General features: G+C 45.6%; 21 protein-coding genes. 13 read left to right on the forward strand and 8 right to left on the reverse strand.

The genetic code is table 11. The annotated features are described in order from the left end of the window. Window positions 1-4 precede the first annotated feature (4 nt). Window positions 5-883 (forward strand): glycosyltransferase family 2 protein, encoded by an 879-nt coding sequence (locus tag C7120_RS10990; RefSeq protein WP_107621716.1) that lies wholly within the window; start codon window positions 5-7, stop codon window positions 881-883. Here C7120_RS10990 and C7120_RS10995 read toward each other — a convergent pair. Next, window positions 868-1,671: an MBL fold metallo-hydrolase gene (locus C7120_RS10995; protein ID WP_107621717.1), complete on the reverse strand. Its 804-nt coding sequence runs from the start codon at window positions 1,669-1,671 to the stop codon at window positions 868-870. The genes C7120_RS10990 and C7120_RS10995 overlap by 16 nt on opposite strands. An 88-nt stretch (window positions 1,672-1,759) precedes the next feature. On the opposite strand from C7120_RS10995, the gene C7120_RS11000 reads away from it, so the two are divergent. After that, on the forward strand, window positions 1,760-2,212 hold the full coding sequence (locus C7120_RS11000; RefSeq protein ID WP_107621718.1) for a hypothetical protein: 453 nt from the start codon (window positions 1,760-1,762) through the stop codon (window positions 2,210-2,212). Here C7120_RS11000 and C7120_RS11005 read toward each other — a convergent pair. Continuing rightward, the gene (locus tag C7120_RS11005; RefSeq protein WP_233247095.1) at window positions 2,166-4,370 is read right to left on the reverse strand and encodes a BamA/TamA family outer membrane protein; all 2,205 of its coding nucleotides are present in this window, start codon (window positions 4,368-4,370) and stop codon (window positions 2,166-2,168) included. The genes C7120_RS11000 and C7120_RS11005 overlap by 47 nt on opposite strands. A 73-nt stretch (window positions 4,371-4,443) precedes the next feature. Here C7120_RS11005 and C7120_RS11010 point away from each other — a divergent pair, with 73 nt between their 5' ends. From C7120_RS11010 to C7120_RS11025, 4 genes are read left to right on the forward strand one after another with little or no spacing between them, the layout of a single operon-like run. Further along, window positions 4,444-5,193: an RNA methyltransferase gene (locus C7120_RS11010; RefSeq protein ID WP_107621945.1), complete on the forward strand. Its 750-nt coding sequence runs from the start codon at window positions 4,444-4,446 to the stop codon at window positions 5,191-5,193. A gap of 2 nt (window positions 5,194-5,195) precedes the next feature. Further along, window positions 5,196-6,119 carry a hypothetical protein gene (locus C7120_RS11015; protein WP_107621719.1) on the forward strand — a complete coding sequence of 308 codons (924 nt, stop codon included), beginning with the start codon at window positions 5,196-5,198 and terminating at the stop codon, window positions 6,117-6,119. A gap of 3 nt (window positions 6,120-6,122) precedes the next feature. Then, window positions 6,123-7,199: a bifunctional histidinol-phosphatase/imidazoleglycerol-phosphate dehydratase HisB gene (hisB, locus tag C7120_RS11020; RefSeq protein WP_107621720.1), complete on the forward strand. Its 1,077-nt coding sequence runs from the start codon at window positions 6,123-6,125 to the stop codon at window positions 7,197-7,199. 31 nt (window positions 7,200-7,230) lie between these two features. Further along, entirely contained in the window at window positions 7,231-7,749 is a 519-nt protein-coding gene (locus tag C7120_RS11025; RefSeq protein ID WP_146154261.1) for a hypothetical protein, read from the forward strand. Between the two features lie 268 nt (window positions 7,750-8,017). On the opposite strand, the gene cdd is transcribed toward C7120_RS11025, so the two are convergent. From cdd to C7120_RS11040, 3 genes are read right to left on the reverse strand one after another with little or no spacing between them, the layout of a single operon-like run. After that, complete coding sequence (gene cdd, locus C7120_RS11030) at window positions 8,018-8,500, reverse strand: cytidine deaminase (protein ID WP_107621722.1); 483 nt, start codon at window positions 8,498-8,500, stop codon at window positions 8,018-8,020. Window positions 8,501-8,549: 49 nt separating this feature from the next. Next, on the reverse strand, window positions 8,550-9,959 hold the full coding sequence (locus tag C7120_RS11035; RefSeq protein ID WP_107621723.1) for a choice-of-anchor Q domain-containing protein: 1,410 nt from the start codon (window positions 9,957-9,959) through the stop codon (window positions 8,550-8,552). Between the two features lie 39 nt (window positions 9,960-9,998). Next, the gene (locus tag C7120_RS11040; RefSeq protein ID WP_107621724.1) at window positions 9,999-11,063 is read right to left on the reverse strand and encodes a hypothetical protein; all 1,065 of its coding nucleotides are present in this window, start codon (window positions 11,061-11,063) and stop codon (window positions 9,999-10,001) included. A 167-nt stretch (window positions 11,064-11,230) separates the two neighbouring features. On the opposite strand from C7120_RS11040, the gene C7120_RS11045 reads away from it, so the two are divergent. From C7120_RS11045 to C7120_RS11055, 3 genes are all read left to right on the forward strand, one after another. Next, window positions 11,231-12,421: an ATP-binding protein gene (locus C7120_RS11045; RefSeq protein WP_107621725.1), complete on the forward strand. Its 1,191-nt coding sequence runs from the start codon at window positions 11,231-11,233 to the stop codon at window positions 12,419-12,421. A 41-nt stretch (window positions 12,422-12,462) separates the two neighbouring features. Next, window positions 12,463-16,068 (forward strand): pyruvate:ferredoxin (flavodoxin) oxidoreductase, encoded by a 3,606-nt coding sequence (gene nifJ, locus C7120_RS11050; RefSeq protein WP_107621726.1) that lies wholly within the window; start codon window positions 12,463-12,465, stop codon window positions 16,066-16,068. Window positions 16,069-16,222: 154 nt separating this feature from the next. Next, window positions 16,223-16,942 (forward strand): hypothetical protein, encoded by a 720-nt coding sequence (locus tag C7120_RS11055; protein WP_107621727.1) that lies wholly within the window; start codon window positions 16,223-16,225, stop codon window positions 16,940-16,942. A 272-nt stretch (window positions 16,943-17,214) separates the two neighbouring features. On the opposite strand, the gene C7120_RS11060 is transcribed toward C7120_RS11055, so the two are convergent. From C7120_RS11060 to C7120_RS11070, 3 genes are read right to left on the reverse strand one after another with little or no spacing between them, the layout of a single operon-like run. Then, entirely contained in the window at window positions 17,215-17,670 is a 456-nt protein-coding gene (locus tag C7120_RS11060; protein WP_107621728.1) for a DUF4293 domain-containing protein, read from the reverse strand. Further along, window positions 17,667-18,005, reverse strand: a complete 339-nt coding sequence (locus tag C7120_RS11065; RefSeq protein ID WP_107621729.1) for a DNA-directed RNA polymerase subunit omega — start codon at window positions 18,003-18,005, stop codon at window positions 17,667-17,669. Before C7120_RS11065 ends, C7120_RS11060 begins: the two co-directional genes overlap by 4 nt. Window positions 18,006-18,029: 24 nt before the next feature. After that, a complete protein-coding gene (locus C7120_RS11070) occupies window positions 18,030-18,905 on the reverse strand; it encodes an outer membrane protein assembly factor BamD (RefSeq protein ID WP_107621730.1) in 876 nt (291 codons plus the stop codon). A 125-nt stretch (window positions 18,906-19,030) separates the two neighbouring features. Between C7120_RS11070 and uvrB the strand changes: the two genes are divergently transcribed. From uvrB to C7120_RS11090, 4 genes are all read left to right on the forward strand, one after another. After that, window positions 19,031-21,064 (forward strand): excinuclease ABC subunit UvrB, encoded by a 2,034-nt coding sequence (gene uvrB, locus C7120_RS11075; protein WP_107621731.1) that lies wholly within the window; start codon window positions 19,031-19,033, stop codon window positions 21,062-21,064. 83 nt (window positions 21,065-21,147) lie between these two features. Beyond that, on the forward strand, window positions 21,148-22,242 hold the full coding sequence (locus C7120_RS11080; protein ID WP_107621732.1) for a DUF4468 domain-containing protein: 1,095 nt from the start codon (window positions 21,148-21,150) through the stop codon (window positions 22,240-22,242). Between the two features lie 2 nt (window positions 22,243-22,244). Continuing rightward, window positions 22,245-22,463 (forward strand): hypothetical protein, encoded by a 219-nt coding sequence (locus C7120_RS14215; protein ID WP_107621733.1) that lies wholly within the window; start codon window positions 22,245-22,247, stop codon window positions 22,461-22,463. Continuing rightward, a complete protein-coding gene (locus tag C7120_RS11090) occupies window positions 22,463-24,802 on the forward strand; it encodes a putative porin (RefSeq protein WP_107621734.1) in 2,340 nt (779 codons plus the stop codon). The genes C7120_RS14215 and C7120_RS11090 overlap by 1 nt, the downstream gene beginning before the upstream one ends. Window positions 24,803-24,825: the final 23 nt, after the last annotated feature.

Below are 24,825 nucleotides of genomic sequence, written 5' to 3' on the forward strand. Positions count from 1 at the left end.
AAAAATGAAGAAATCGCTCTCAATACTCATCCCGACCCGTAATGACGACTGTACAGACCTCGTAAAGAGCCTTGTGGAACAAGCTGCCTCTATACAAGATTTAGACTATGAGATCATCGTGGCAGACGATGGCTCTACAGAGGGCACAATTATCGCCGGTAACAGAATGGTTGGTAGTCTGCACAACTGTAGATATATAGTAAGGAAAGAAAATGTGGGAAGGGCTGCCATTCGCAACTTCTTGGCACAAGAGGCCAAAAATGAGTGGCTGCTTTTCATTGATAGCGATATGCTCATAATTAATTCCCACTTCCTTGAGCAATATCTCAAGACCGAAAATCAGGAGATGGTAATTTACGGCGGTTATAAAGTTATCGGGAGAAAACTCCATAATCTCCGCTTTCACTATGAGAAGACCTCTGAAAGAAAGCATACTTGCAGAAAGCGCAGAGAGCATCCCTATCTTGACTTTCATACATCCAACTTCATGATTCTCAGGTCGCTCATGCTTGAGCATCCGTTAGATATCAATTATCGAGGATACGGTTATGAAGATGTTGCATATGGAAAACAGCTTAAGGATGCCGAGATAAAAATTACGCACATCAACAACCCCGTGGGGTTCTCCAAGTTTGAAAACAACTGCGACTTCATTGCCAAAACCGAAGAAAGTATCCGGACACTAAAAGCGCACAGGAAAGAACTGTATGGCTACTCCCGTATCATTCTGTTCGCGGAAAAACTGAGGAAATATCACCTAAGAGGAGCTATCGACTCCCTGTATAGGAGGTCCCATAACAAATGGAGAAAAAGATTATGCGAAGGGAAAGGCTCCCTGCTGCTTCTTAACCTATACAAGGTGGGATACTATATCAATTCCTGAATCTCTGACGGAACTTTGCGCTTCAAAACATCAAGCTTAAAATCTGTCCCCGCAATAATACCATAACCACGAAGGACATGCTCGATGGTCTTTCGTGCTAATTCCGGATGATTGTTCTCTTCGCTTAAATGACAAAGCCAGACATGTTTCAGATTAGGCGTCGCATTCTCTGCCAATGCCACCCCACACTCCCTATTACTCAGATGCCCAATCTTACTCTTAATCCGACTTTTAAGGTGTTCCGGATACGGGCCGTTCTTCAACATGTCATCATCGTGGTTAGCCTCAAGGACCAAATAGTTTGCCAAACCGATAATACGTTTCATCTCGTCAGTAACATGCCCGACATCTGTCATCAAAACAAATACGATTCCCTCTGACTCAATTTGATATCCCACACAATCTTGACTGTCATGAGGAATATGAAAAGGCATTATCTTAAAATCACCAAAGACAATTGGGACATTGACCTCTATTAATTTCTTGTGTTCGGGCAATATCTTGCATCTTACACAACAATTCTGTTCTATGCCTTTATGCACTTTTGAGGTTGCATAAACCGGCAACTTAAAGTCTCGACTAAAACTTCCGACAGATTTCACATGATCGGCATGATCATGTGTAATAAGTATATGGTGCACATTTTGTGGTGGCACTCCATAATTATGGAAACTCTTCTTAAGGATTCTCACCCCAACCCCCACATCTATCAACAAACCGTCATTATCGGTATACAGATAATAACAGTTGCCGCTGCTACCACTTCCAAAAGAAATGAATCTCAGCATGCTGTTCTGAATTTTAAAACAAAAGTAACATAAAAAGACGGAATTACAAAATTATTTCTTTACCTTTGTTCAAATTTAATGTTTAGAGATGAAAATTAATCTTTCTATAATAGCTGTTTGTTTGGCGTTCTTTTCTTCCTGCGGCAACAAGCAAAGTGAAAATAAGCTCGAAGCTGTTGTTGACTCTTTTGCCGTACATTACTTCAACTGCCAATACAGAGAATCTATGCCTTTTGTAACAAGAGATTCTCGGAAATGGCTTTACTATGCGGCCTCTCAAATGTATCAGGCTGATATTGACACTCTCCATGCACAGACAGAAGGAGCCACTCATGAATTGGAGAATATCGCACTTGAAAGGAACGACTCATGCGCACATATACGCATTCATGTGAAGAATTTCCTACAACTCGACACCATCGGGCAGATTGGCCACTTTATCAACAATGCTACTTTTGTAGTTCAGGCTGTTAAGGAGAATGGTAAATGGAAGATTAAAATGGAAGGCCTACCGCAAAGTGAAAAGAAAAATCACGATTGAACTTCGGATGGAATATCGCATAATGTTCCCGTGAAGACTCATAAGCAGGATTGATCGCTTTCATGCCTGCATCAAACCGCAATATGAAATAGCCGAAGTTTAACCTTAGCCCTAAGCCATAAGCAACGGCAATCTGCTTATAAAACTCATCCAGCTTGAACTGTCCGCCAGGCTGTTCTTCATAATTACGAAGGGTCCAGATATTTCCTGCGTCGACAAAAACAGCGCCGTTGAACTTCCAAAATAAAAAAGTGCGATATTCCAAGTTCAAGTCCAACTTCATATCACCCGTCTGATTAATAAAGTCTATTCTTCCGTCAGTTCCCCGAAATGTGCCTGGTCCCAGCTCCCGGACTCCCCATCCTCTGACAGAGTTTGCGCCTCCTGAAAAATATCGCTTCTCAAACGGCAGGACATCACTATTACCATAAGGATAGGCAATACCAATTCCAGCATGCATGGCTAAAGAGTTCCGGGAATCAAATTGCAGCAACCGAGTGTAGTCAAGATCCAATTTCACATATTGTGCATAGGCTATATTAAATAATGTATATTGCCCGTTTTCCTTTTTCCTAAATCTTACCATATGCGCTAAACCTCCCAGCAGATTACCTGCCGTCTCAACATTTGCACGAAAAACATTCTTGCTATCACTATAGGTCAAGCCGAAGCCAACCTTGATAATAAACAAATCTTCGTAGTTGTAACGCAAAATGGCATTTCGGTTGCTTACACTGTCCAGATAGTCATGCTTGAAGGTCTCGCTTATCCATGGCATGTAAACATAATTAAGGTCTAACAAATCAAAGCGATAGGCAGTGTGCCTGCGAGAGTTAGACCATCTATAACGCCATGCCGCAGAAAAGACTCGGCGATGGAATTCCGGCCGATTCTGAAGATTCCAACTTAAGGAAAGCTCAGATGCCGCCTGACTACGCCGACGGAAGCCCTTACTCAAGAAAGGTGCTACAAACCGAGGAAAAGACAACTTGGTCTCTATACCATATTCCTGATAATCCTGATCGGCATATCCTTCCAGTCCCGTGATAGCTTCAAAAGCCCCTCGTAGCTCAATAGAAAGTAATTCTGAACCATGGAAAATATTTCGGTTGGTATAGGTAAGAGACGCTGCCGCCCCTAAATCTCCAGCTGTATTAGTACCCTCTGGTTGAAAAGATATCGTCGACGGCTTATTCATACTCAACAGTATATCGCAATCCAACATGTTGCTATCAGGCACCTCGAGAAAATTGATATTTGTATAGCGGACGGCTCCCAACCTGCCAAAGTTATTATAGGTGCGTTGTAGATCTGACGAGCGAAAGGCTCTCCCCTCGCTAAATGCCGTGTTATATTCCAATACAGAATTGCGCAGATGCAGCCCTTTACTGTCATTGCCTCGGTAGCGAACTCTACGAATCCTGTACTGAGGATGATCTCTGAGTGAAGAGGTCTCATTTGCGCGATACTGCGCCAAATGCAAAGTAAGATTAATATCATGGCTGTTTTGGGCAGTGTCCGCACTATAATAAATATAGTCCTTATGGAACTTATAATAGCCATCATCCATCAGAATCGCCGTGATACGGCTGCGCTCGGCATCCAATTTATCAACCGTAAATTGAGAGCCTGGCTTTAGGCCAGCCTCCAATCGGTTATCTATTTGTAATATTCTCTCTATGTTTTTATCCTGAATATCATACTTTATCGAATGGATATAATACGGTTCTCCCGGGTGAAGTGTGTAAATTGCGGTAAGCTTCTTTCCCTTTATCTTTTTCTCCAAATCCACCGAAGAATGCATATAGCCCATGTTTTGCAGGGCTGTATGCAAATCATTCAATGTCAATGCCGACTGTAATGTGTCAAAGATGACAGGCTCTTCTCCAATTTTCTGAAGTGTCCGGTTTATCCATCTCGTGGTGTCTCTCCCAGAAAGAGCATATGTCCCTAACGGAATCTTGAAAAGCGAAAACCATTTAGAATTTGCCTTCTGACGGATATATGGCTCTAACAATGCAGCATCAAAACCTTTTTTATCTGATCTGATCTCTACTTTCTCCAGAAGATATTGCTCATCCGGAATAAATTTCGAGGCACTACACGCAGTAAGAAGGAGCACCAACAAAAAGCATGTATATGATTTAATAAATTTCAAAACACTCTAAATTATTGTACAAAGGTAAGGAAAAAATAAGAATTATTGCTATCTTTGCAAGAAAATAATGGAGATGCTCAGCAAAGCCAAGATAAAATACATTCGTTCGCTGGAACAGAAAAAAAATCGACAACAAGAACGAGTGTTCGTAGCTGAAGGGCCAAAAGTCGTAGGCGACCTATTGAAGGTCGCATCTGCAAGGCTTATCGTTCACACTGCGGCATGGAAAGACTGCGGATCCACATGTACAGAACGCATAGAGGTAACAGAAGAAGAACTTAGAAAAATCAGTTTTCTACAACATCCCCAGGATGTCTTAGCCATATTCCCGATATTTGACAAGACGACATCCAGCATTCCCAATACAGGTCTCGCCATAGCCTTAGACGGCATTCAAGATCCGGGAAATTTAGGCACAATTATACGAATTGCCGACTGGTTTGGAATCTCTCAGATTTACTGCAGTAAGGATACGGCCGATGTCTATAGTCCCAAAGTTATTCAAGCCACGATGGGAAGTATAGCACGAGTTCAAGTCTCATACACGGATTTAGAGAGATTGATCGACTCTTGTCCGGACGGGTACCCGGTATACGGCACCCTTCTGGACGGAAACAACATCTATGAAGAGCCGCTTTCAGGAAAAGGTCTCATAGTCATGGGAAATGAGGGAAACGGAATTTCTTCAGTAATTAGAAAGAGGATAAACCACCGACTCCTTATCCCGAACTATCCCGAAGGGCGGAAAACAGCAGACAGCCTGAATGTCGCGATTGCCACCGCTATAGTATGCAATGAATTTAGAAGAAGAAAGCAAGCTTAATTATGAAAATAGAATTATATACCAACAAGAGCACCTCTGCCTGCATAAAGGCGGCATACACTCTCTTAATCTCTACCTTCAAGACTACTATTAAAAGGCTATGGCTGCCGGCATTAGTCAACGCCGCTTTATTAACCCTGCTATTCCTGTTATACATCCCCGATAAGACATTCAACGAGGTTGGACTTTCTCACCCCATGATAACTTTGCTCCTCATAACGGGATGCTATATCCTGACGGTAGCCGCAAATATATGGTTTATGGCAGCTATTGCCTCATTACTCAATGGAAAGAAATTAAATCAAAACATACTTCGAGCCATTGTAGTGGTGGGAGTAGGGTTTATTATTACGGGAATTGGCACATTCATCATCAACTTTGGCTCCTCCTTCTTTGGAAGTTTGGTGTCTTCTTCTCATATTGCCTCACCAGAAAAATCCGCAGCTGCCGGATACATCGCCTCCGTGATAATACTCCTACTTCTCTACATATTTACATTGCCACTCACATTCTCCTCCATTCGATGTCAGATTGACCATAGGACTAAACTTACCGAGATATTCCGTAAGGGATACAGGATGGGACTTCGCCATTGGGGATTCCTGTTTGTTACCCATCTTGTGGCAACCTTACTGACCTTTGTCGCATGCTTCATTGCCTTCATACCACTCCTGATAACGATTTTGTCGCAGACTATAAATCAATTGGGGATGCTTAACGGCGACCCGAGCGGGGTCCCCGGCTATTTCATTTATCTACTCGTCGCAACCAGCCTGATCACCATGTACATACTTTGTTTCATAGGTGTATGGATGTTTTTCATCTCCTATTATATATATGGCAGCGTCGAGGTTAAAGAACGGGCCGCTAAAATGGCAAAGCCTTTTGCGAAGTCGCCTGATGGAAAACTTAAAACGCACGGATAAAAAATGAAATCAACAAGGTGCCTGTTTATCGATCGTGATGGAACGCTGATAGAAGAACCTCAAGATGAACAGATAGACTCTTTTGAGAAACTGAAATTTACAAAAGGAGTGTTCCGTAATCTCGGCTTTATCCGCGAGCATCTCGACTTTAAATTCGTAATGGTCAGCAATCAAGACGGATTGGGCACAGAGTCTTTCCCTGAGAATGCCTTCTGGCCTATTCAAAACTTTCTGCTTCAGTCGCTTGAGGGGGAAGGTATTACTTTCGACGATATCTTAATAGACCATCACCGACCGGAAGACCACTCCCCTATGAGGAAACCCGGCACAGGAATGCTGAAGAATTATACCGATAACAATGCCTATGACCTGAAAAACAGCTATGTCATAGGCGACAGAGACACAGACGCCGAACTCGCAGGCAATCTTGGATGCAAATCGCTCATCTTGGGAAAAGACGGAATGGATTGGAACAAGATCGCGGAAATCCTGTTTGCAGGCGAACGCATTTCCGAGATTCACCGCACCACAAAGGAGACGGACATTCTCGTCCGACTGAATATAGATGGAACCGGAAAATGCGACATCTCAACCGGACTTGGCTTCTTCGACCACATGTTAGAGCAAATAGGCAGACACGGCACGATGGACCTCACCATCCGCTGTAAAGGCGACCTTAATGTTGACGGGCATCACACCATTGAGGACACGGCCTTAGCGTTAGGCGAATGCCTATTGAAAGCTTTAGGCGAGAAGCGCGGCATCGAGCGATATGGCTATTGCCTCCCGATGGACGACAGCCTCTGCCAAGTTGCATTGGATTTCGGAGGGCGCCCGTGGCTTGTGTGGGATGCGGAATTCCGCCGTGAGAAGATTGGCGAAATGCCCACGGAGATGTTCTTCCATTTCTTCAAGAGCCTGAGCGACGCAGCCAAGATGAACCTGAATATCAAGGCAGAAGGAGCCAACGAACATCACAAGATAGAAAGTATCTTCAAAGCTTTGGGCAGAGCTTTGAAGACAGCCGTGAGAAGAGATATCTATCACTTTGAGCTCCCGTCAAGCAAAGGAGTTCTTTAAAAAATACTCACAAAAGCACAATGCCTAAAGAATGAGAACGGGAAAACTCTTATTGACCTTAATGGCCACAATTTATCTCACAGACCTTTCGGCGCAAGAAGTAAAGAACGAGCCTCTCTTCGGAGTGTTTTATTACCTATCCGACAGCACCCGAATGGAAATTCCTGCCAATACGGAATACGACGACATCATGACTGGCCTTATGCTGCACAAGGCAAAGATCGTATTCAAAGAGAATGGTGCATCGACCACTTTGCAGGACCCCGACTTTATCTATGTGGAGATTTTGGATACTCCGCAACTCAACCACCACTATTTCAGGCTGGCAAAACTCACGCCAAAGAAAGGAAAACGCAATATGACGCTGTGGTCGGGCTCCCCCTTCGGAGTTACACGGAAGCCTAAAGATGCACAAGACTTATGGCTGAGCCCCGTCTCCGGGACGCTCTACCGATTTGAGACCAAAGGCCTGCCGAAAGGTCAATATTGCATTTATTGTCAACAAGGGATCTCCACATTGCTGAAATTCCACGACTTTGCGCTTCAGTAGACATCTCCCCCTCACTCCCGCGAAAAGAGCAGGACAATCATGAACGGATGAAAGCATGACCGCAGATTTAAAGAAAATTCAGGGCGCAGGGCACCTTGCCTCTAACTTTTTGATAATCAGCATCTTGTCTTTTTGTCGCAAACTGTCCGGCAAAAGACCGTTAAAAGGTGAGTAAAAAGCCGTTAAAAGGCGAGCAGATAACGGTCTTTTACTCACCTTTTAACGGCCTTTTACTTTCAAGGATGTCAACTCCTTAAAATCAACGAGTTTACTTGCTCATGTTTTCGTCTACAAAACAAAGTGGCATCAGGTCCTTTATGCTCTTCAAGACATAGACCCCATGAGTTCCATAAAGCATGATTTTGACAGGGTGCTTGTAGCGATCTTCTATTTCGAGTATCACCTGTCTGCAAGCCCCACAGGGCGTAACAGGCTCTCCCGTAAAACCATATTCGTTTTTAGCGGCAATGGCCAATGCGGCAATCGGCAGTTCCGGATAATTAGCCTGGGCGGCAAAGATGGCCGTTCTTTCCGCGCATAGACCAGAGGGAAATGCGGCATTCTCCTGATTAGCACCCTTCATAATCCGACCATCTTGCAGGCGAATCGCCGCGCCCACACAGAAGTGGCTGTATTTTGCATAGCTGTTTTGCGTGGCCTCTTTTGCCACTTTCACGAGTTCTTGGTCTTCGTCGCCCAGCTCATCGACTTGACAATATTGGATATTGATCTCAAGCTTAATCTCTTTCATTGCTCTCGGTTTTTAGTTTCTATATCATTCAGGAGCCTCAAAATGGATGCTATTTCCTTTCGAACGCACCAATATCGGGCTTCCCGTCTCGTGCCCTGCCATTCCGATCCGTAGGAAGCGATGTCGTGGCATTGGCTCGCCCAACGGCCGGTGATGCCGCATCAAGCTGAAAATCATAGACGAGATTCTCCGTATCGATTCTCTCGAAATGTTTCTTTCCTGTCGTAAGAGTATCTTTAGGGTCTTCAAACAAGACTGCCGAAAACCTGACACTATCCTTGGTTGTTATCTTCGGGGTGCGGATAATACAGTCCTCAAACCGGTAATTAAACACATCCCCCGCCTTTCCCATCATTACATCGTCCGCATATCCGGTAATGAGAGAGTTTCGGCAAAGAAGGTTTTGCAGGGGAGCCCTGAACCTTATAGCCGGGCCGCGATTGGTGTCGAAGGGATAAAACTGGGCGAGCGTACAACCGTTTACAGCCACATCACCTCCGTTTATCTCAAGACAAGCCATCAGGGTGTTGGATATCAGCGTGTTTTCAAGCCGGGCCTTGCAATGGTTCAACTGTAGTCCTACTCCCTGGCAATTATGAATGGTCGACGCAAAGACATGCAGTTTCTCCGAATCGACATCCGAAGAATCGGCCACGATGCCGTCAAAAGCACCATGAAGATCGGTATACCTCAATTCATTGGCATAGGATTCGGAACCAAAACGAATGCCCCTCCACTGACCGGAAAGCCGGTCATAAGGCAGATAATCAAACATTCTGTCAATACGGTCGCCCCTCAGAACCACAGGACGATCCGCCGTTCCCTCGGTTTTTAAGGTTCCATCGACCTTTATTCCCGCGGCATTGGCAAAATAAAGAGTTGTTCCAGAAGCTATGGTCAATGTCGCACCCTTGTTCACGGTGATGCCCCCATAGACGACGATGGGATTCGTGGAAGAGATGACAGAGTCTTTCGTAACCACCATATCACGCCACAGCATGGCATCCCATGCCCACCCTGACAGGCAAAGCTTCTGCACCGCTCCACTTTCCAAATTAAAGACCAGGTTCTCTTCCACCCTTTGTGGATCATCTACATGTTGCCGCGAGGCCGTAAGCTCCACATAGATACGGATGCTGTCGCCGGCCCGGATTTCCACATCCTGCGCCTGATATCCGACCACCGAGCTCAAATAGGTGCCGTCGACATTCACTCGGAATCCGCTCTGATTTCCCCGCTCAAGGAGAATGGAGGAACAGCGTATGCCTGCGCCGGAATGATTGAAAACCCAAAAAGAGCGGGTGCTTGACGGAACATTACTGAAAACCGTGTCGACTCGAACCGTATCTACGGAAAAAGAAAGCAGATCCGACTGCGAAGTCGTGAAGGTGTCATTGTCTTCGCATGCGGCTACCAACAGAATTGCAGCCAGAATATGGAAATATTTTTTTAGTCTCATTAAGATAATAACGCGTTCGAACTCATTTTATTATACAAACTATGCCAATCCGTTATTGATAACATTCTCCGCGGTATTCAAGACTCTGAAATGATATTTTCCGGCATATGAGATTTGCATGAGCTTCTGAGCCTCCGTCGCTTTCACGCCAAACGAGAGCGCCACGAAGCCCATAGTGCGGCGAAGGTTCAGCTCTACGCACGGATGGACCTTCAGTTTTCCACCGTCACGCACCACCATCATGTCTATTCCAAAAGGCCCTCTATAGGATTCGTGGAAAAAAACCGTCAATATCGCAGATATCCTCTCGGCCAAACCATCTATTAATTCCATCGAAATATATTTACCAAGCATCATTCGCTTATCAGCCTCGGAAGCAAGAATATTCCCTGCATATGCTCCATTAATCGTCTTGAAAAGCGACAGGCCTAAATACCGGACACCACTATTAGTAGACTCAAACTCAAGGGCAAAATCCTTCACTTTGTCATAGAGAGGCTCCATCATTATGAATCCCTGCCTGTCCATGATATTCAATGCCCAATTCTCCATTTGAGGTGTCAACCGATCCACATAGCGGACGCCTCTGCCACTGCTGCTCCATGGAGCTTTCAACACAAACGGTACGGTACTTTTACGAATAACTTCCAAATCAGAAATCGGGCAAGCCTCCCCTATCAGTACATTGGAATCCGTCAGCAGTTCCGGCAATACCCTCTCTGCCGCCCACCTACGATTACTCATCTCCCGGAGTAATTTCAGAAAGGGAATGGACGGAAGGTTAGCCTCTTCCACTCCCGCCTTCAACAACTGAAACCTCAACGAAGAATTCCACCCCCATACGGAAAGCTCACATGGGGGAATATTTGACAAATCGGCAAGTGTAACGAACACCACATCCCGGGCGTATTTCTTAAGGTGCCGGACTGAATCCAAGGCTGCATCGACATCATCTACCAAAACGAAATCTCCGTCATCGGCCCATAAAGCAGGAATGAAGCCAAGGTCTGCCTTGAGTTCCCGCCCCGCATGTGGAGGCGTGAATCGTTCGATATTTGCAGCTAAGGCGATATCGTGTTCCGGATTGAATATATGCAATTTCATCTTCAGACAGAAAATAATTTCATTGCAAATATACAAAGAATAGTAACTCCCTCGCAACAGCATGTGCAAAAAAAAGCAAAAATGAGAATATTTTGCAATCTTGACTTTGCATTTTTCAAAATAAATATTACCTTTGCAACTAAAATAACCAACTCGGTACAATAATTATGGAGGAAGCTTTCTTTCGCACTCATACCAATCTTGTTGAGCTCCAGAACGCGCCCGTGCGCCGTAACCTCATGGATGAAATTGACTGGAACGACAGACTGATTGGTATTAAGGGGACTCGAGGCGTGGGGAAAACGACCTTCCTGTTGCAATATGCCAAAGAGAACTTCAGCCCTACAGACAGGCAATGCCTCTATGTGAACATGAATAATTTTTATTTTCAGGGGAATGGAATCTTTGATTTTGCCGTCGACTTTGTCAGAAACGGCGGTAAGGTATTGCTGATAGATCAAGTTTTCAAGCAGCCTAACTGGAGTAAGGAACTACGCCAATGCTATGACATGCTGCCAGGACTGAAGATTATTTTTACAGGCTCGAGTGTCATGCGTTTGAAAGAAGAGAACCCGGAGCTCAACGGTATTGTAAAAAGCTATAACCTAAGAGGGTTCTCTTTTCGCGAGTTTATCAACCTGCAAGCCGGTACTGACATTCCAGCCTACTCACTCGATGCGATACTTTATGACCATGAGCACATCATTAAGCAGGTTCTGCCTCTGGTTAGTCCCACAAAGTATTTTCAGGATTACATCCATCATGGCTTCTATCCCTTCTTTCTTGAGCATCGAAATTTCTCGGAGAATCTCCTGAAGACAATGAATATGATGACAGAAGTCGACATCCTGCTCATCAAACAAATAGATTTGAAATATCTCACAAAGATAAAAAAGCTGTTTTATCTATTGGCACAAAACACAGAAAAAGGGCCAAACATCAGTAATCTGGCAAAAGACATCGAGACCAGCCGAGCTACCGTGATGAACTATATCAAGTATCTTGCCGACGCCCGACTCATCAATATGATATATCCCGTCGGAGAAGAATTCCCCAAGAAACCGTCCAAGATAATACTCCACAATCCGAACCTGCTCTATGCCATATACCCCATTCAGGTAAACGAACAAGAACTGATGGAGACCTTCTTTGTGAATACGATGTGGAAAGACCACAGGGTGAATCAGGGCACCAAAGACCACTTCTTTATTGTCGACGACACCAAGAAGTTTCGAATTTGCAATGCAAAGGGGGAATATAAACTAAGGTATAATTCCGATACCATCTATGCAAGATATAATACAGAAATAGGAAAAGACAACCGCATACCACTGTGGCTGTTAGGCTTTCTTTATTAAAATCATACAACAAACATTCATTAATATTTATCAAAAACAAAATGGCAAAAGAAAAAAAGTTTATCACTTGTGATGGTAATACTGCTGCTGCACATGTAAGCTACATGTTTACTGAAGTAGCTGCCATCTATCCTATCACTCCGTCATCACCCATGGCAGAGCATGTAGACGAGTGGGCTGCGAAAGGCCGCAAGAATCTCTTTGGGCAGACCGTGTCTGTCCAGGAAATGGAATCTGAAGGCGGAGCTGCCGGCGCACTTCACGGATCACTCCAGGCTGGTGCCCTGACAACAACATTCACCGCTTCGCAAGGCTTGCTGCTGATGATTCCTAACATGTATAAGATTGCCGGCGAACTGCTTCCATGCGTATTCGATGTTTCTGCCCGAACGCTGGCATCTCACTCTCTTTGCATCTTCGGCGACCATCAGGATGTAATGGCATGCCGTCAGACGGGTTTCGCGATGTTCTGCTCCGGTTCCGTACAGGAGGTTATGGACTTAACGGCCATTCCCCATATTGCCACACTCAAGACGAGCATTCCTTTTATCAACTTCTTTGATGGTTTCCGCACTTCCCACGAATATCACAAAGTTGAAGAAATGGATATGGAAGATATCCGTCCATTGGTTGACTTAGACGATATCAAAAAGTTCCGCGACCGTGCACTTTCTCCAGAGCGGCCTGTTACACGCGGCACCGCAGAAAACCCAGAGACTTTCTTCACCCACCGTGAGGCATCCAACTCATACTATGAGAATATTCCCCAGGTAGTAGAAGATCTTTGCGGCAAGATTTCTGATATCACAGGGCGTGAGTATCACTGCTTCAACTATTATGGTGCCCCGGACGCTGAAAATGTAATTGTTCTGATGGGGTCTGCCACAGAGCCTGCTCGTGAGGCTATTGATTATCTGCTGAAACAAGGCAAGAAAGTAGGTATGGTGGCAGTACATCTCTATCGCCCATTCTCTGTGGACTTCTTGAAGAAGGCCTTGCCTGCAACCGTAAAGCGGATTGCCGTGCTTGACCGTACGAAAGAACCCGGCGCAGAAGGCGAGCCGCTGTATCTTGATGTCAAGTCTGCCCTCTACGATGATCCACGCAAGCCGTTGGTTGTCGGCGGGCGTTATGGTCTCGGCTCTTCAGACACGACACCGGCTAAGATCATTGCCGTTTACAAGAATCTTGAGATGCCGGAGCCCAAAGACCACTTTACCGTGGGTATCGTCGATGATGTTACCTTTACTTCTCTCCCGGAAGAAGAGGAAATCCCAATGGGTGGCGACAGCCTGTTCGAAGCAAAGTTCTATGGGCTCGGAGCTGACGGTACTGTAGGCGCAAACAAGAATTCCGTTCAGATTATCGGTAACAATACCACCAAGTATTGCCAGGCCTACTTCTCATACGACTCAAAGAAATCCGGAGGGTTCACCTGTTCCCATCTCCGCTTTGGCGATGAACCCATCCACAGTGCTTATCAGGTGAATACTCCTAACTTCGTGGCATGCCATGTTCAGGCTTACTTGCACATGTATGATGTAACACGCGGATTGCGCAAGAACGGCATATTCCTCTTGAACACAATCTTTGACGGAGACGAGCTCGTCAACTTTATTCCTAACAAGGTAAAACGCTGCTTTGCCAAGAATAACATCAAGGTTTACTACATCAATGCCACTAAGATCGCTCAAGAAATTGGTTTAGGCAATCGCACGAACACCATTCTTCAGAGTGCATTCTTCCGCATCACGGAAGTTATTCCCATCGACCTTGCCATAGAACAGATGAAAGCATTCATTGTAAAGAGCTATGGAAAGAAAGGTCAAGATGTCGTAGACCTGAACTATGCAGCCGTGGACCGAGGCGGGGAATACAAAGAACTTGCCATTGACCCGGCATGGGCTAATCTCACCGACAACAATGACACCGAGGACAAGGCCCCGGCATTCATCAAAGAGATTGTCCGCCCTATCAATGCACAGGCTGGTGATCTTCTCAAAGTCTCCGACTTCGTGAAGCACGATACCGTAGATGGAACATGGAAAAATGGCACTGCGGCCTACGAGAAGCGCGGAGTAGAAGCTTTCGTTCCCGTCTGGAATTCAGACAACTGCATCCAGTGCAACAAGTGTGCCTATAGCTGTCCGCATGCTGCTATCCGCCCGTTTGTCCTCGATGAGAAAGAGACTGCCGGTTTTGAGGGGCCGATGCTCGATATTCTTGCCCCCAAAACGCTCAAGGGAATGAAGTTCCGCATTCAGGTTTCTGTACTCGACTGTCTGGGTTGCGGCAACTGTGCCGATGTTTGCCCAGGCAAGAAAAACCGTGAGACTGGCGAAATTGAGAAAGCCCTCAAGATGGTTCCATTCAATGTGGACGCACCAGATATGATTCAAGAGGCTGGGAACTGGGAGCACCTTATACATGAAGTTACTTCCAAGCAGCATCTCGTCGATATCAAGCAGAGCCCCAAGAACTCACAATTCGCTCAGCCCCTGTTTGAATTCTCCGGTGCATGTTCCGGTTGCGGAGAGACACCTTATGTCAAACTCATTTCTCAGCTGTTCGGCGACAGGGAGATGATTGCCAACGCCACAGGATGTTCCTCTATTTACAGCGCGTCAATCCCTTCAACCCCCTATACGACCAACGCACAAGGCCAAGGGCCCGCCTTTGACAATTCCTTGTTTGAGGACTTCTGTGAGTTCGGACTCGGAATGGCACTTGGAAACAAGAAAATGAAGGAACGCATCACACTCCTCCTGAACGAGCTGATTGCCGATGAAAAGACACCTGCCGGCATGAAAGAAGCCGCACAGGAATGGATTGAAAGCCAAAATGATGCCGACAGCTCAAAAGTTGCGGCAGCCAAGCTCAAGCCACTGATTGCAGAAGGTGCGGAGCACGGGTGCCCCATTTGCGCTGAACTCAAGACGCTCGACCACTATCTGATAAAGCGGAGCCAGTGGATTATCGGTGGCGATGGGGCTTCTTACGACATCGGTTACGGCGGCCTCGACCATGTGCTCGCTTCCGGAGAAGATGTAAATATCCTCGTGCTTGACACCGAGGTGTACTCCAACACCGGCGGCCAGAGCTCCAAGTCTACACCTCTCGGCGCGATAGCCCAGTTTGCCGCCCAAGGCAAACGCATCCGCAAGAAGGACCTTGGACTGATGCAGACCACTTATGGCTATGTATATGTTGCCCAAATCGCAATGGGAGCCGACAACAATCAGACCCTCAAGGCTATTCGCGAGGCTGAGGCTTATCCCGGTCCGTCATTGGTTATTGCCTATGCACCATGTATCAATCATGGCATCAAAGGCACCAAGAAGATGAAGAGAAACATGGGTACGAGCCAGCGTGAGGAAGAACTGGCAGTAGCTTGCGGTTACTGGCATCTGTGGCGCTACAACCCACAACTCGCCGAGGAAGGCAAGAATCCGTTCACGCTCGACTCCAAGGAACCAAAATGGGAAGACTTCCGCGACTTCCTGTTGGGTGAGGTGCGCTATTCTTCTGTTGCCAAGGCCTATCCCGCAGAGGCAGAGGAACTCTTCTCTGCCGCGGAACGCATGGCAAAACTGCGCTATCAGACCTATGTTCGTAAGACTCAGGAAGACTGGAGCGAAGTCATTTAAATAACAGACAGATAAATTTCTCTTGATAGAAGATGGCCTGCAGGAATCTGCAAGCCATCTTTTTTTGATTAAAAAATCATAACAAAAAGAATAACCTATTTTAAAAGACACTATATTTGTCCGCAATTATCAACTCATTTAAAAAGAAAAAGATATGAAGAAAATCATTTTTATGGCTATCGCAGTTGGAGCAATCACCTTGGCAAGTTGTGGTAACAAGACGGCAACTCCCGTGGAAACTGCAGACTCCGACAGCATAGCAGCACTCACCGAAGAATCCCAAGCTACATTCAAGCATCTCACAGCTGAGTTGCGAAAAGCACTCAAATCCAACAATAGCGAAGAAACCATCGCTTCACTTGCCACCTTACAGACCGTCTACAAGAACCTTGTAGATAATAACAAACTCGACGAAGCCCTGAGTTACGGAGCGGCAATCAAGAACTTCATCAATGAGAATGCTGAAGCCATTAAGAATGTCGCCTCGGATAATAATACCATCGCCAACTTGGTAGAAAGCATCAAGAATCTCCCGACAACTGCGACAACAACCACAGAGAAGGCCAGGAATGCCGTTGCCGCCGATGTAGCAGACCTGGCTTCACCAGCCATAGCAAAAGGCGCTACCGCCATTGCAACTGCTGAAGCTGCCGCGGAAGCTATCAAGAACGCTCCTGCCACGGCAAAAAAAGCTGCCACCACAGCCGTGGAGAATGCTGTTGAGAAGACAAAAACAGCTGCGGGAAACAAGGTGGGCGAAAAAGTTAGCGAAGCTCAGACAAAGGCTAATGACGCTGTGAACAAAGCTGCAGGAAAAGCCAATGATGAAGTTAATAAAGCTAAGGAAAAGACATTGAAAAGTTTGGGGCTCTAAGATTCCCCAGCCAAGATTGGTTCTTTGACCTCCGACAAGCAATTCTCACAGACAAGAATGCCGTCCCCTCTTAAACAGGGAGCGGCTTCCTTGGCGTAGAAACCATATATACCCCACATGGCAAAACCGCATCAAGCAATATTACAAACGGCTTGTAACGGCATTACCAACGATTTGTAACAGCATTACAAGCAGCTTGTAATCATGTTACCAACTGCTGGTAATGCCATGGAGGGTTTGCGACACCTCTCCCTGAGATAACTTAAAGACTTTTATCTGATTCTCTCCGAAGACCTGATCAGCTCTTCGTCTTTCATGATTCCCCGACGCGCGAGGGCATACAAGACAATTGCGACAAATGGCAGGCAAACCGCAAAGGCCACATGATAGGTACCCATCTGCTGGAAATCATTCAATACCATGAATGCATAGTAGGCATACCATGCCAGGCAAAAGACAATGTTCCAATAGCAAAGCTTTGCCTGCAACCTACGCTTTTTATAGGCCATGGTGGCCGCTATTGTCAGCGGACATGTAACCAACAACAACGCAAACAGAGGCCATACGGAAAAGTTCACCGTACCTTGCCCTACCATTACGAAAAGATTAAAGACTTCTACATCGACTCCCATTCCCTTAGGCGCAATGCTGCCAATCGGGAGACACAGGCAAATAACAGTCGCCAAGAGTGCCAACAACAGATAGACGGTCTGTATACGCTGAATCATGCCCCGAATTCCTCTTTGTCTTTCGCGGGGTCGCGCCAATAAACATTCCCCTCTATAAACTCCTGCGTTGCCAGCAATGTCGGCTTGGGGAGCTTTTCATAATAACGAGAGATCTCTATTTGCTCACGATTTTCGAAGACTTCTTCCAAAGAGTCATTATATGAGGCAAATTCCGCAAGCTTCTTGTTCAAGTCAGTCTTTATCTCCATTGCAATCTGATTGCTGCGCTTTCCGATGATCGCGACACTCTCATAAATGTTGCCGGTTTCCCTGCAGAGATCCATAATGTTGCGGGTTGCAGTGTTTACCGGTGCCTTTGACTTCTTGTAATCCATTTTTATTATTTATAGTTTGATTTCTTAATTTCTGTTCATATCATTGATTGGACCCATGTTATCGGCGTCATGCTCATGTGCTGCGATATAGCTCTTACACTTTTCGATATATCGCTCAGCAGATGCCTTCTCCTTTGAATCCGGATATTCGTTGATAAACCCATAACATTCATCTTGCGCATCCTGATACCTGTCAAGCCTCTTTGACTCCACGCTCATCTGTGCAAGCTCATATTTGCTTTTCATGATGAGTATTGAAAAGTTCTCACGATACTTACTATAGGGATAGTCTTTGAGGGCGTTCTGGGCTGTAATAACACATGACTCGTAGTTATTCCCTCCGCTTGAGCAATTACCAAAGTATGTGCCAATGTCATAATAAAGCCGCGCGTTGTAGAGTTCTTTCTCTACAAGTTTGTCCTGAAGGGCAAAAAGGCGTTGCTGGGCAATCGGCTTCAATTCGGAATTCGGATATAGGTCCAAGAACTCCTGAAAGGCAGAAATGGCCGCTACGGTCTGGCTCTGGTCAAGGCGAGGCTCGGGTGTACTCATGTAAAGGCTTTGCCCCACATAATATTTCGCTTGTTCGGAATAAGCGCCCCGCGGATAAGAATTGGAATATCGCCTGAATGTTTCTGAAGCATTGGTGTAATCCTTATTATTATATTGAGCCATCCCCAACATATAAAGACTCTCTTCCGCCTTGTCCGTACCTTTCATAAGGGTTATCAGTTCTGAAAGCAATGTCGTTGCCCGAGTGTACTTACCATTCGCAAAACATTCCTTTGCATACTCATATTTGTATTGGTAATCACTACTCTTGTAAACATTGTTGAATTCTTTTGCACAACTTGTTACAAGCAACAGGCCCGAAAATATTATAATGGGAAGTTTCTTCATACATTTCAGTTTAAGTTGCAAAGTTACATATATTTCCTTTATTTACAAAGTAAAAGCTATATTTTTTAGCAAAAAATCACGAATAACAATACATTAAAACATATAATTTTAGTAAATTTGCACATATGGATTTCAAGCTTACATCAAAATATAAACCGACCGGCGACCAACCCGAGGCGATAAGAGAACTCACGGAAGGCATCAGGCGCGGGGATCCCGCCCAAGTCTTACTTGGGGTTACCGGTTCTGGAAAAACCTTTACCATTGCTAATGTAATAGCTAATATCAATAAACCGACTTTGGTGTTAAGCCACAACAAGACATTGGCTGCGCAGCTATACCAAGAAATGAAAGGATTCTTTCCTGAGAATGCCGTCGAATATTATGTCTCTTATTATGACTATTATCAACCGGAAGCATATCTTCCGGCATCAGACACTTATATAGAAAAGGACCTCGCAATCAACGAGGATATAGACAAGCTCAGGCTTGGAGCGGTAAGCGCCTTGCTGTCAGGGCGGAAAGATGTTGTTGTTGTTTCTTCTGTTTCCTGTATCTACGGCATGGGTGGGCCGACCGCAATGGCAAATAGCGTGATAGCCATAAGTATAGGACAAAAACTTGACAGAAACCAATTCCTAAGAAAGCTTGTCGATGCGCTTTATATCCGAAACGACATTGATCTGCAACGAGGCAACTTCCGGGTAAAAGGCGATACGGTTGATATCGCTATGGCATACAGCGACAATGTGCTACGCGTTACCTGGTGGGACGACGAGATAGATTCTATCGAAGAAGTCGACTCCGTTACATTCCGTCAACTGGCTTCATTCCAAGAATATCAGATTTATCCGGCAAATCTCTTCGTAACTTCCAAGGAACAAACAGAACTGGCCATTCACGAAATTCAAGACGATTTAGTCAAACAGGTGGACTTCTTTGCCGAGATGGGAGAGAATATCAAAGCCCACCGCATTAAAGAGAGGGTAGAATACGACATGGAAATGATCAAAGAATTAGGACATTGTTCCGGTATCGAAAACTATTCCCGCTATTTTGACGGCCGCCAACCCGGAGAGAAACCATATTGCCTGCTTGACTTTTTCCCCAAAGACTACCTCATGGTAATCGATGAGAGCCATGTGAGCATACCGCAAATCAACGCCATGTTTGGCGGCGATAGGGCACGCAAGCAAAACTTGGTTGAATATGGATTCCGCTTGCCGGCAGCTTTCGACAACCGTCCACTGCGATTCGAAGAGTTTCATGAAATGATTAACCAGGTGATCTATGTGTCTGCCACTCCTGCCGATTACGAGTTAGAAGAGTCTGAAGGAGCGGTCGTAGAACAATTGATCCGTCCTACCGGCCTTCTTGATCCAGAGATTGAAGTTCGTCCAAGTGAGAACCAAATAGATGATTTATTGGACGAGATTCTGACCCGAAGCCACAGAAGAGAGCGTGTGCTGGTTACCACCCTGACCAAACGAATGGCAGAAGAACTTACGGAATATCTGCTGAATCATGATGTAAAGGCCAACTATATTCATAGCGATATAGCCACTCTTGACCGTGTGAAGATAATGAACGACCTTCGTTCTGGTGTCTTTGATGTCCTTGTTGGTGTAAATCTCCTTCGCGAAGGACTTGACTTACCCGAGGTTTCCCTTGTTGCTATTCTAGATGCGGACAAAGAAGGATTCCTCCGCAGCCATCGTTCTCTAACCCAGACAGCAGGGCGCGCAGCCCGCAATGTGAACGGAAAGGTAATCATGTATGCGGACACTATCACGGAAAGCATGCAGAAAACCATTGACGAGACTTATCGCAGACGCACGAAACAATTGAAATATAACGAGAAACATCACATTACACCTAAGCAGATAGTCAAGGATATTAAGAATGCCCTCCCTACGACCAAGGACATTATTGCTCCTTCTATTCAGGCTCCTTCCAACGCATACATCTATATGGAACCTGACAGTGCAGCCTTTGCTGCAGATCCTATTATTGAGCGCATGTCAAAAGAGCAATTAGAGAAGAGCATCGCCAATACAACAGCCCTGATGAAACAGGCCGCAAAACAACTTGATTTTATCCAAGCCGCCCAATATAGAGATGAAATCGTCAGACTTAAAGAACAGCTGAATTCGAAATAATTAATGTTAAACATTAGTTTAAGGCATCGTTAATTCAAGAGATTTGATTACCTTTGTAAAATAAATATAATAACTACAAGATCATGAAGAAGGTTCTGATTGCATTATTTGCCATTATGCCATTTGTAAGCTTTGCACAAAGTAATACAACATTAACTCCTGAGCAGCAGTTGGAAAAAGCGCGGCGGCAATTGGAGGCTGCCCAGAAAGCGGTAGCCGAAGCCAAGGCCAAAGCGGAGAAAGCACAAAAGGCCGCCGCGGAAGCAAAGGCTAAAGCCAAAGCTGAGGCTGACAGAAAAGCAAAAGAAGAAGCTGACAAAAAGGCCAGGGAGATTGCGGCAAAGCAAGCTGCGATTCAGGAACAGATAAGAAAAGCCCAAGAGGAAACGGCTAAGTTGAATGCAGAGGCGGAACGGCTTAACAAGGAAGCTCAGCAAGCTAATGTAACCCCGGCAACCGCCGTACCAGAAACAAAGAAAGAAACCTCAGCTTCCGACAACAAGAAAGAACCGACAAAGACAGATACCCCCACAATACCCAATGCCCCTGAAAGCAAATCCACAACAGTTATACCCTCCTCTAATGGCGGCTGGAATCCGCCTGCTACAGCAGCAAAGAAAACAAATAAATATGTGAAGAGCAGTAAAAAAGACGACGATGACATTTCCAAGTATCTTGAAGGAGCTGTTCCTGTAGTCGATGGTTCCGTAACATTCACGCTCGACCTTGATGTTCCCGGCAAGAGCGCTGAAGATATTTACCAGATTGCCTATGAGTATATGGATGAATTGGCAGAAGACGACAACCAGAAAACAGACGAGGCTGCCAAAAGTGCTATTGCCTTAGTGAACGAAGCCCAGCACCAGATTGCAGCACGCATGTGCGAATGGCTGGTCTTCAACAGCAGCTTCATTTCGCTCGACCGATCGGAATTCAATTATACGCTTGTCGCAAATTGCACAGACAATCATCTGCACATGACCCTGTCTCGCATAAACTACAGCTACGAGGAAAATCGGGATACCGGCTTCAAGACGAAGGCAGAGGATTGGATCGTCGATGAGTTTGCCCTCAATAAGAACAAGAACAAGCTGAGCCGTCTGTCCGGTAAGTTCCGCCGTGCGACGATTGATCGCAAAAACGAGATATTCAATGGCATCAAGGAAGCCTTAAGATAATTATGGAAATAGGAAGCAACAGACCAAGACACCATCGACTGATGAAAGAGCCCAAAGATAAGTATCTTCAAATCCGCAACATCCTCAACATCATATTCATGTTGGGAGCTATTGCAGGTGTCTCCATCTATTTTCTCGCAAACGCAACAGTTGGCACTATCATAATTCTGGCAGCAATGGTTTTCAAAATCATTGAATGCTGCCTCCGATTCATTCATTAATGAAGAGATTACTTATTTTGATCTTCCTGCTTTCTGCCATTACTTTAGGCAGCAAAGCGCAAATTGACACATCCTCTGATTATAATCAAATCAATGAGGATGGCACTTTTACAACAAACAGGAATCAGCGAAGACAGCAAGACTCCCTGGGAACGGACAAAGAGATTCCTATAGGCCTGAAGACTTGGACCATCAACCGATTCGGCGACCGAACTTTTACAGAGCCCGACACCATATCCCACATGTATATGAATAGCATATTCACTACCGGTATGCGTGGTGAATACAACACTTTGGGGAATCTGGGATCTCCGCGTATCGCCCGTATATTTATAGATCGACAGCAGGCGCCGGAATTCCTCTTCGCTGCCCCCTATGACTTCTTTCTCACTAATGTCGAAGATTTCCACTTTACAAACACCCTCTCACCGTTCACGAACCTGTCATTCAATACATGTGGCAATAGAACCAACGGCGAAGACCACTTCTCGGCTAAGTTTGGAGTAAACGCGGGTAAACGAATAGGCCTGGGATTCAAGTTTGATTATATCTATGGTCGCGGCTATTATTCGAATCAAAGTACCTCTCACTTCAACTATACAATGTATGGCTCATACTTGGGCGACCACTACCAGGCACATTTACTCCTTTCAACTAATCACCAAAAAGTGGCTGAGAACGGTGGTATTACCAATGACGACTATGTAGCAAGGCCAGAGATTTTCAATGAAAGCTTCGAGTCAACTGAGATTCCGACCGTTCTGGAATCCAACTGGAACCGCTATGACAACCACCATCTCTTCCTGACCCACCGCTACAGCCTCGGCTTCAAGCGCAAGGTAAAGATGACCGAAGAGGAGATCAAAGCCCGCAAGTTTGCCATGGAAGCCAAGAAAGACCAGAAAGCCCGTGAAGAGAAAGAGGAAGCTATGAAAAAGGCTCGCATGAACGGCGAGGACCTGGACGAAGCGGAGTATGACAAAAAAGCAGCAAACAACCCAACCTTCGGCGGGCGTCCGGACGATGCCAAGATAGCCGGCATAGAACCTGCGGATACCACGAAACCGGCAAACAACCGCATAGCAGTCAGCAACAAGGAACAATTGGACAGCATTCTTGCCGCAGAAAAGACAGCTGCCGAAGACACGATGTGGCTAAAGAATGAATATGTGCCGGTTACCAGCTTCATCCATACCCTTGAATTCAATACAAACCGACGCATCTATCAGGCTTACCAAACTCCTGACGGTTTCTACCAGAACACCTATGACATAACGGAAAGACTCTTGCCCGACTCTGTTTTTGACAAAACCCGCTTCTATAATATCAAGAACACATTTGCCCTGTCCTTATTAGAGGGATTCAACAAATGGGCAAAGGCCGGGCTGAAGGTTTTTGCCAGTCATGAGATGCGGCACTATACATTGCCGGGCCAACTGGGGCCCGCAACTTACAGGGAGAATGGCGTCTTTATCGGCGGACAACTCTCAAAGACAGAGGGAAAGACTTTACATTACAATGCCTTAGGCGAATTCGGCGTAGCTGGAGATGACGCGGGAGCCGTTCATCTCAGCGCAACTGCCGACTTGAACTTCAAGCTTTTCGGCGATACCGTAACATTGGCCGCAAGTGGTTTTTTCAACCGCTATCGGCCAAGTTTCTACTACCGGCACTATCAGGGTCGGCATTACATGTGGGACATAGATGCCGACAACATCATCCATAGTCGCATACAGGGCATCTTAAGCTGGGCTAAGACCCGTACGAACCTACGGATTGCCATAGACGAAATTAAAAATTACACTTATCTCGGACAGAGTTATGAGATTAATGAAAAGTATAACCGGCTCAACAATCAAGTGATGGCCCGTCAATGCGATGATGCCATCAGCCTGATTACGGCACAAATAGCTCAGGATTTCACTTTCGGCCCGCTGAATTGGGAGTCCGTTCTCACCTATCAGAAATCCAGCAAGGAGGATATTCTTGTCGTGCCCCGATTTAATGTTTACACTAATCTGTTCCTGAGATTCACGATTTCCAAGGTCCTGAAATGCGACTTCGGTGCCGACGCGAGATACTTCACCAAGTACTACGCTCCCGACTATGCCCCCGGGCTCGGGCAATTCACCGTGCAGGAAGGCAATAGCAAGACCAAGGTGGGCAACTATCCGGTGGTGAATGTATATGCGAATTTCCACCTGAAGCACACTCGCTTCTTCGTGATGATGAGTCATGTCAACGAGGGCTTGAGCACAGGTAACTATTTCTTCACCCCCCACTATCCCCTGAACGCCCGCATCTTAAGGTTTGGATTGAGCTGGAACTTTTTCAACTAAATACCTCCGGTCCTCCCTGCACG

It is taken from the genome of Prevotella sp. oral taxon 376 (assembly GCF_003043945.1).
GTDB lineage: Bacteria > Bacteroidota > Bacteroidia > Bacteroidales > Bacteroidaceae > Prevotella.

What these genes read in the sequence shown, in the direction of transcription:
- C7120_RS11060 (WP_107621728.1), bottom strand. Translation starts at nt 17,670, where the DNA reads ATGATTCAGCGTATACAGACCGTCTATCTGTTGTTGGCACTCTTGGCG.
- C7120_RS11035 (WP_107621723.1), bottom strand. Translation starts at nt 9,959, where the DNA reads ATGAGACTAAAAAAATATTTCCATATTCTGGCTGCAATTCTGTTGGTA.
- cdd (WP_107621722.1), bottom strand. Translation starts at nt 8,500, where the DNA reads ATGAAAGAGATTAAGCTTGAGATCAATATCCAATATTGTCAAGTCGAT.
- uvrB (WP_107621731.1), top strand. Translation starts at nt 19,031, where the DNA reads ATGGATTTCAAGCTTACATCAAAATATAAACCGACCGGCGACCAACCC.
- C7120_RS11010 (WP_107621945.1), top strand. Translation starts at nt 4,444, where the DNA reads ATGCTCAGCAAAGCCAAGATAAAATACATTCGTTCGCTGGAACAGAAA.
- C7120_RS11080 (WP_107621732.1), top strand. Translation starts at nt 21,148, where the DNA reads ATGAAGAAGGTTCTGATTGCATTATTTGCCATTATGCCATTTGTAAGC.
- C7120_RS11055 (WP_107621727.1), top strand. Translation starts at nt 16,223, where the DNA reads ATGAAGAAAATCATTTTTATGGCTATCGCAGTTGGAGCAATCACCTTG.
- C7120_RS11000 (WP_107621718.1), top strand. Translation starts at nt 1,760, where the DNA reads ATGAAAATTAATCTTTCTATAATAGCTGTTTGTTTGGCGTTCTTTTCT.
- C7120_RS11040 (WP_107621724.1), bottom strand. Translation starts at nt 11,063, where the DNA reads ATGAAATTGCATATATTCAATCCGGAACACGATATCGCCTTAGCTGCA.
- nifJ (WP_107621726.1), top strand. Translation starts at nt 12,463, where the DNA reads ATGGCAAAAGAAAAAAAGTTTATCACTTGTGATGGTAATACTGCTGCT.
- C7120_RS14215 (WP_107621733.1), top strand. Translation starts at nt 22,245, where the DNA reads ATGGAAATAGGAAGCAACAGACCAAGACACCATCGACTGATGAAAGAG.
- C7120_RS11015 (WP_107621719.1), top strand. Translation starts at nt 5,196, where the DNA reads ATGAAAATAGAATTATATACCAACAAGAGCACCTCTGCCTGCATAAAG.
- C7120_RS11025 (WP_146154261.1), top strand. Translation starts at nt 7,231, where the DNA reads ATGAGAACGGGAAAACTCTTATTGACCTTAATGGCCACAATTTATCTC.
- C7120_RS11045 (WP_107621725.1), top strand. Translation starts at nt 11,231, where the DNA reads ATGGAGGAAGCTTTCTTTCGCACTCATACCAATCTTGTTGAGCTCCAG.
- hisB (WP_107621720.1), top strand. Translation starts at nt 6,123, where the DNA reads ATGAAATCAACAAGGTGCCTGTTTATCGATCGTGATGGAACGCTGATA.
- C7120_RS10995 (WP_107621717.1), bottom strand. Translation starts at nt 1,671, where the DNA reads ATGCTGAGATTCATTTCTTTTGGAAGTGGTAGCAGCGGCAACTGTTAT.
- C7120_RS11065 (WP_107621729.1), bottom strand. Translation starts at nt 18,005, where the DNA reads ATGGATTACAAGAAGTCAAAGGCACCGGTAAACACTGCAACCCGCAAC.
- C7120_RS11070 (WP_107621730.1), bottom strand. Translation starts at nt 18,905, where the DNA reads ATGAAGAAACTTCCCATTATAATATTTTCGGGCCTGTTGCTTGTAACA.
- C7120_RS10990 (WP_107621716.1), top strand. Translation starts at nt 5, where the DNA reads ATGAAGAAATCGCTCTCAATACTCATCCCGACCCGTAATGACGACTGT.
- C7120_RS11090 (WP_107621734.1), top strand. Translation starts at nt 22,463, where the DNA reads ATGAAGAGATTACTTATTTTGATCTTCCTGCTTTCTGCCATTACTTTA.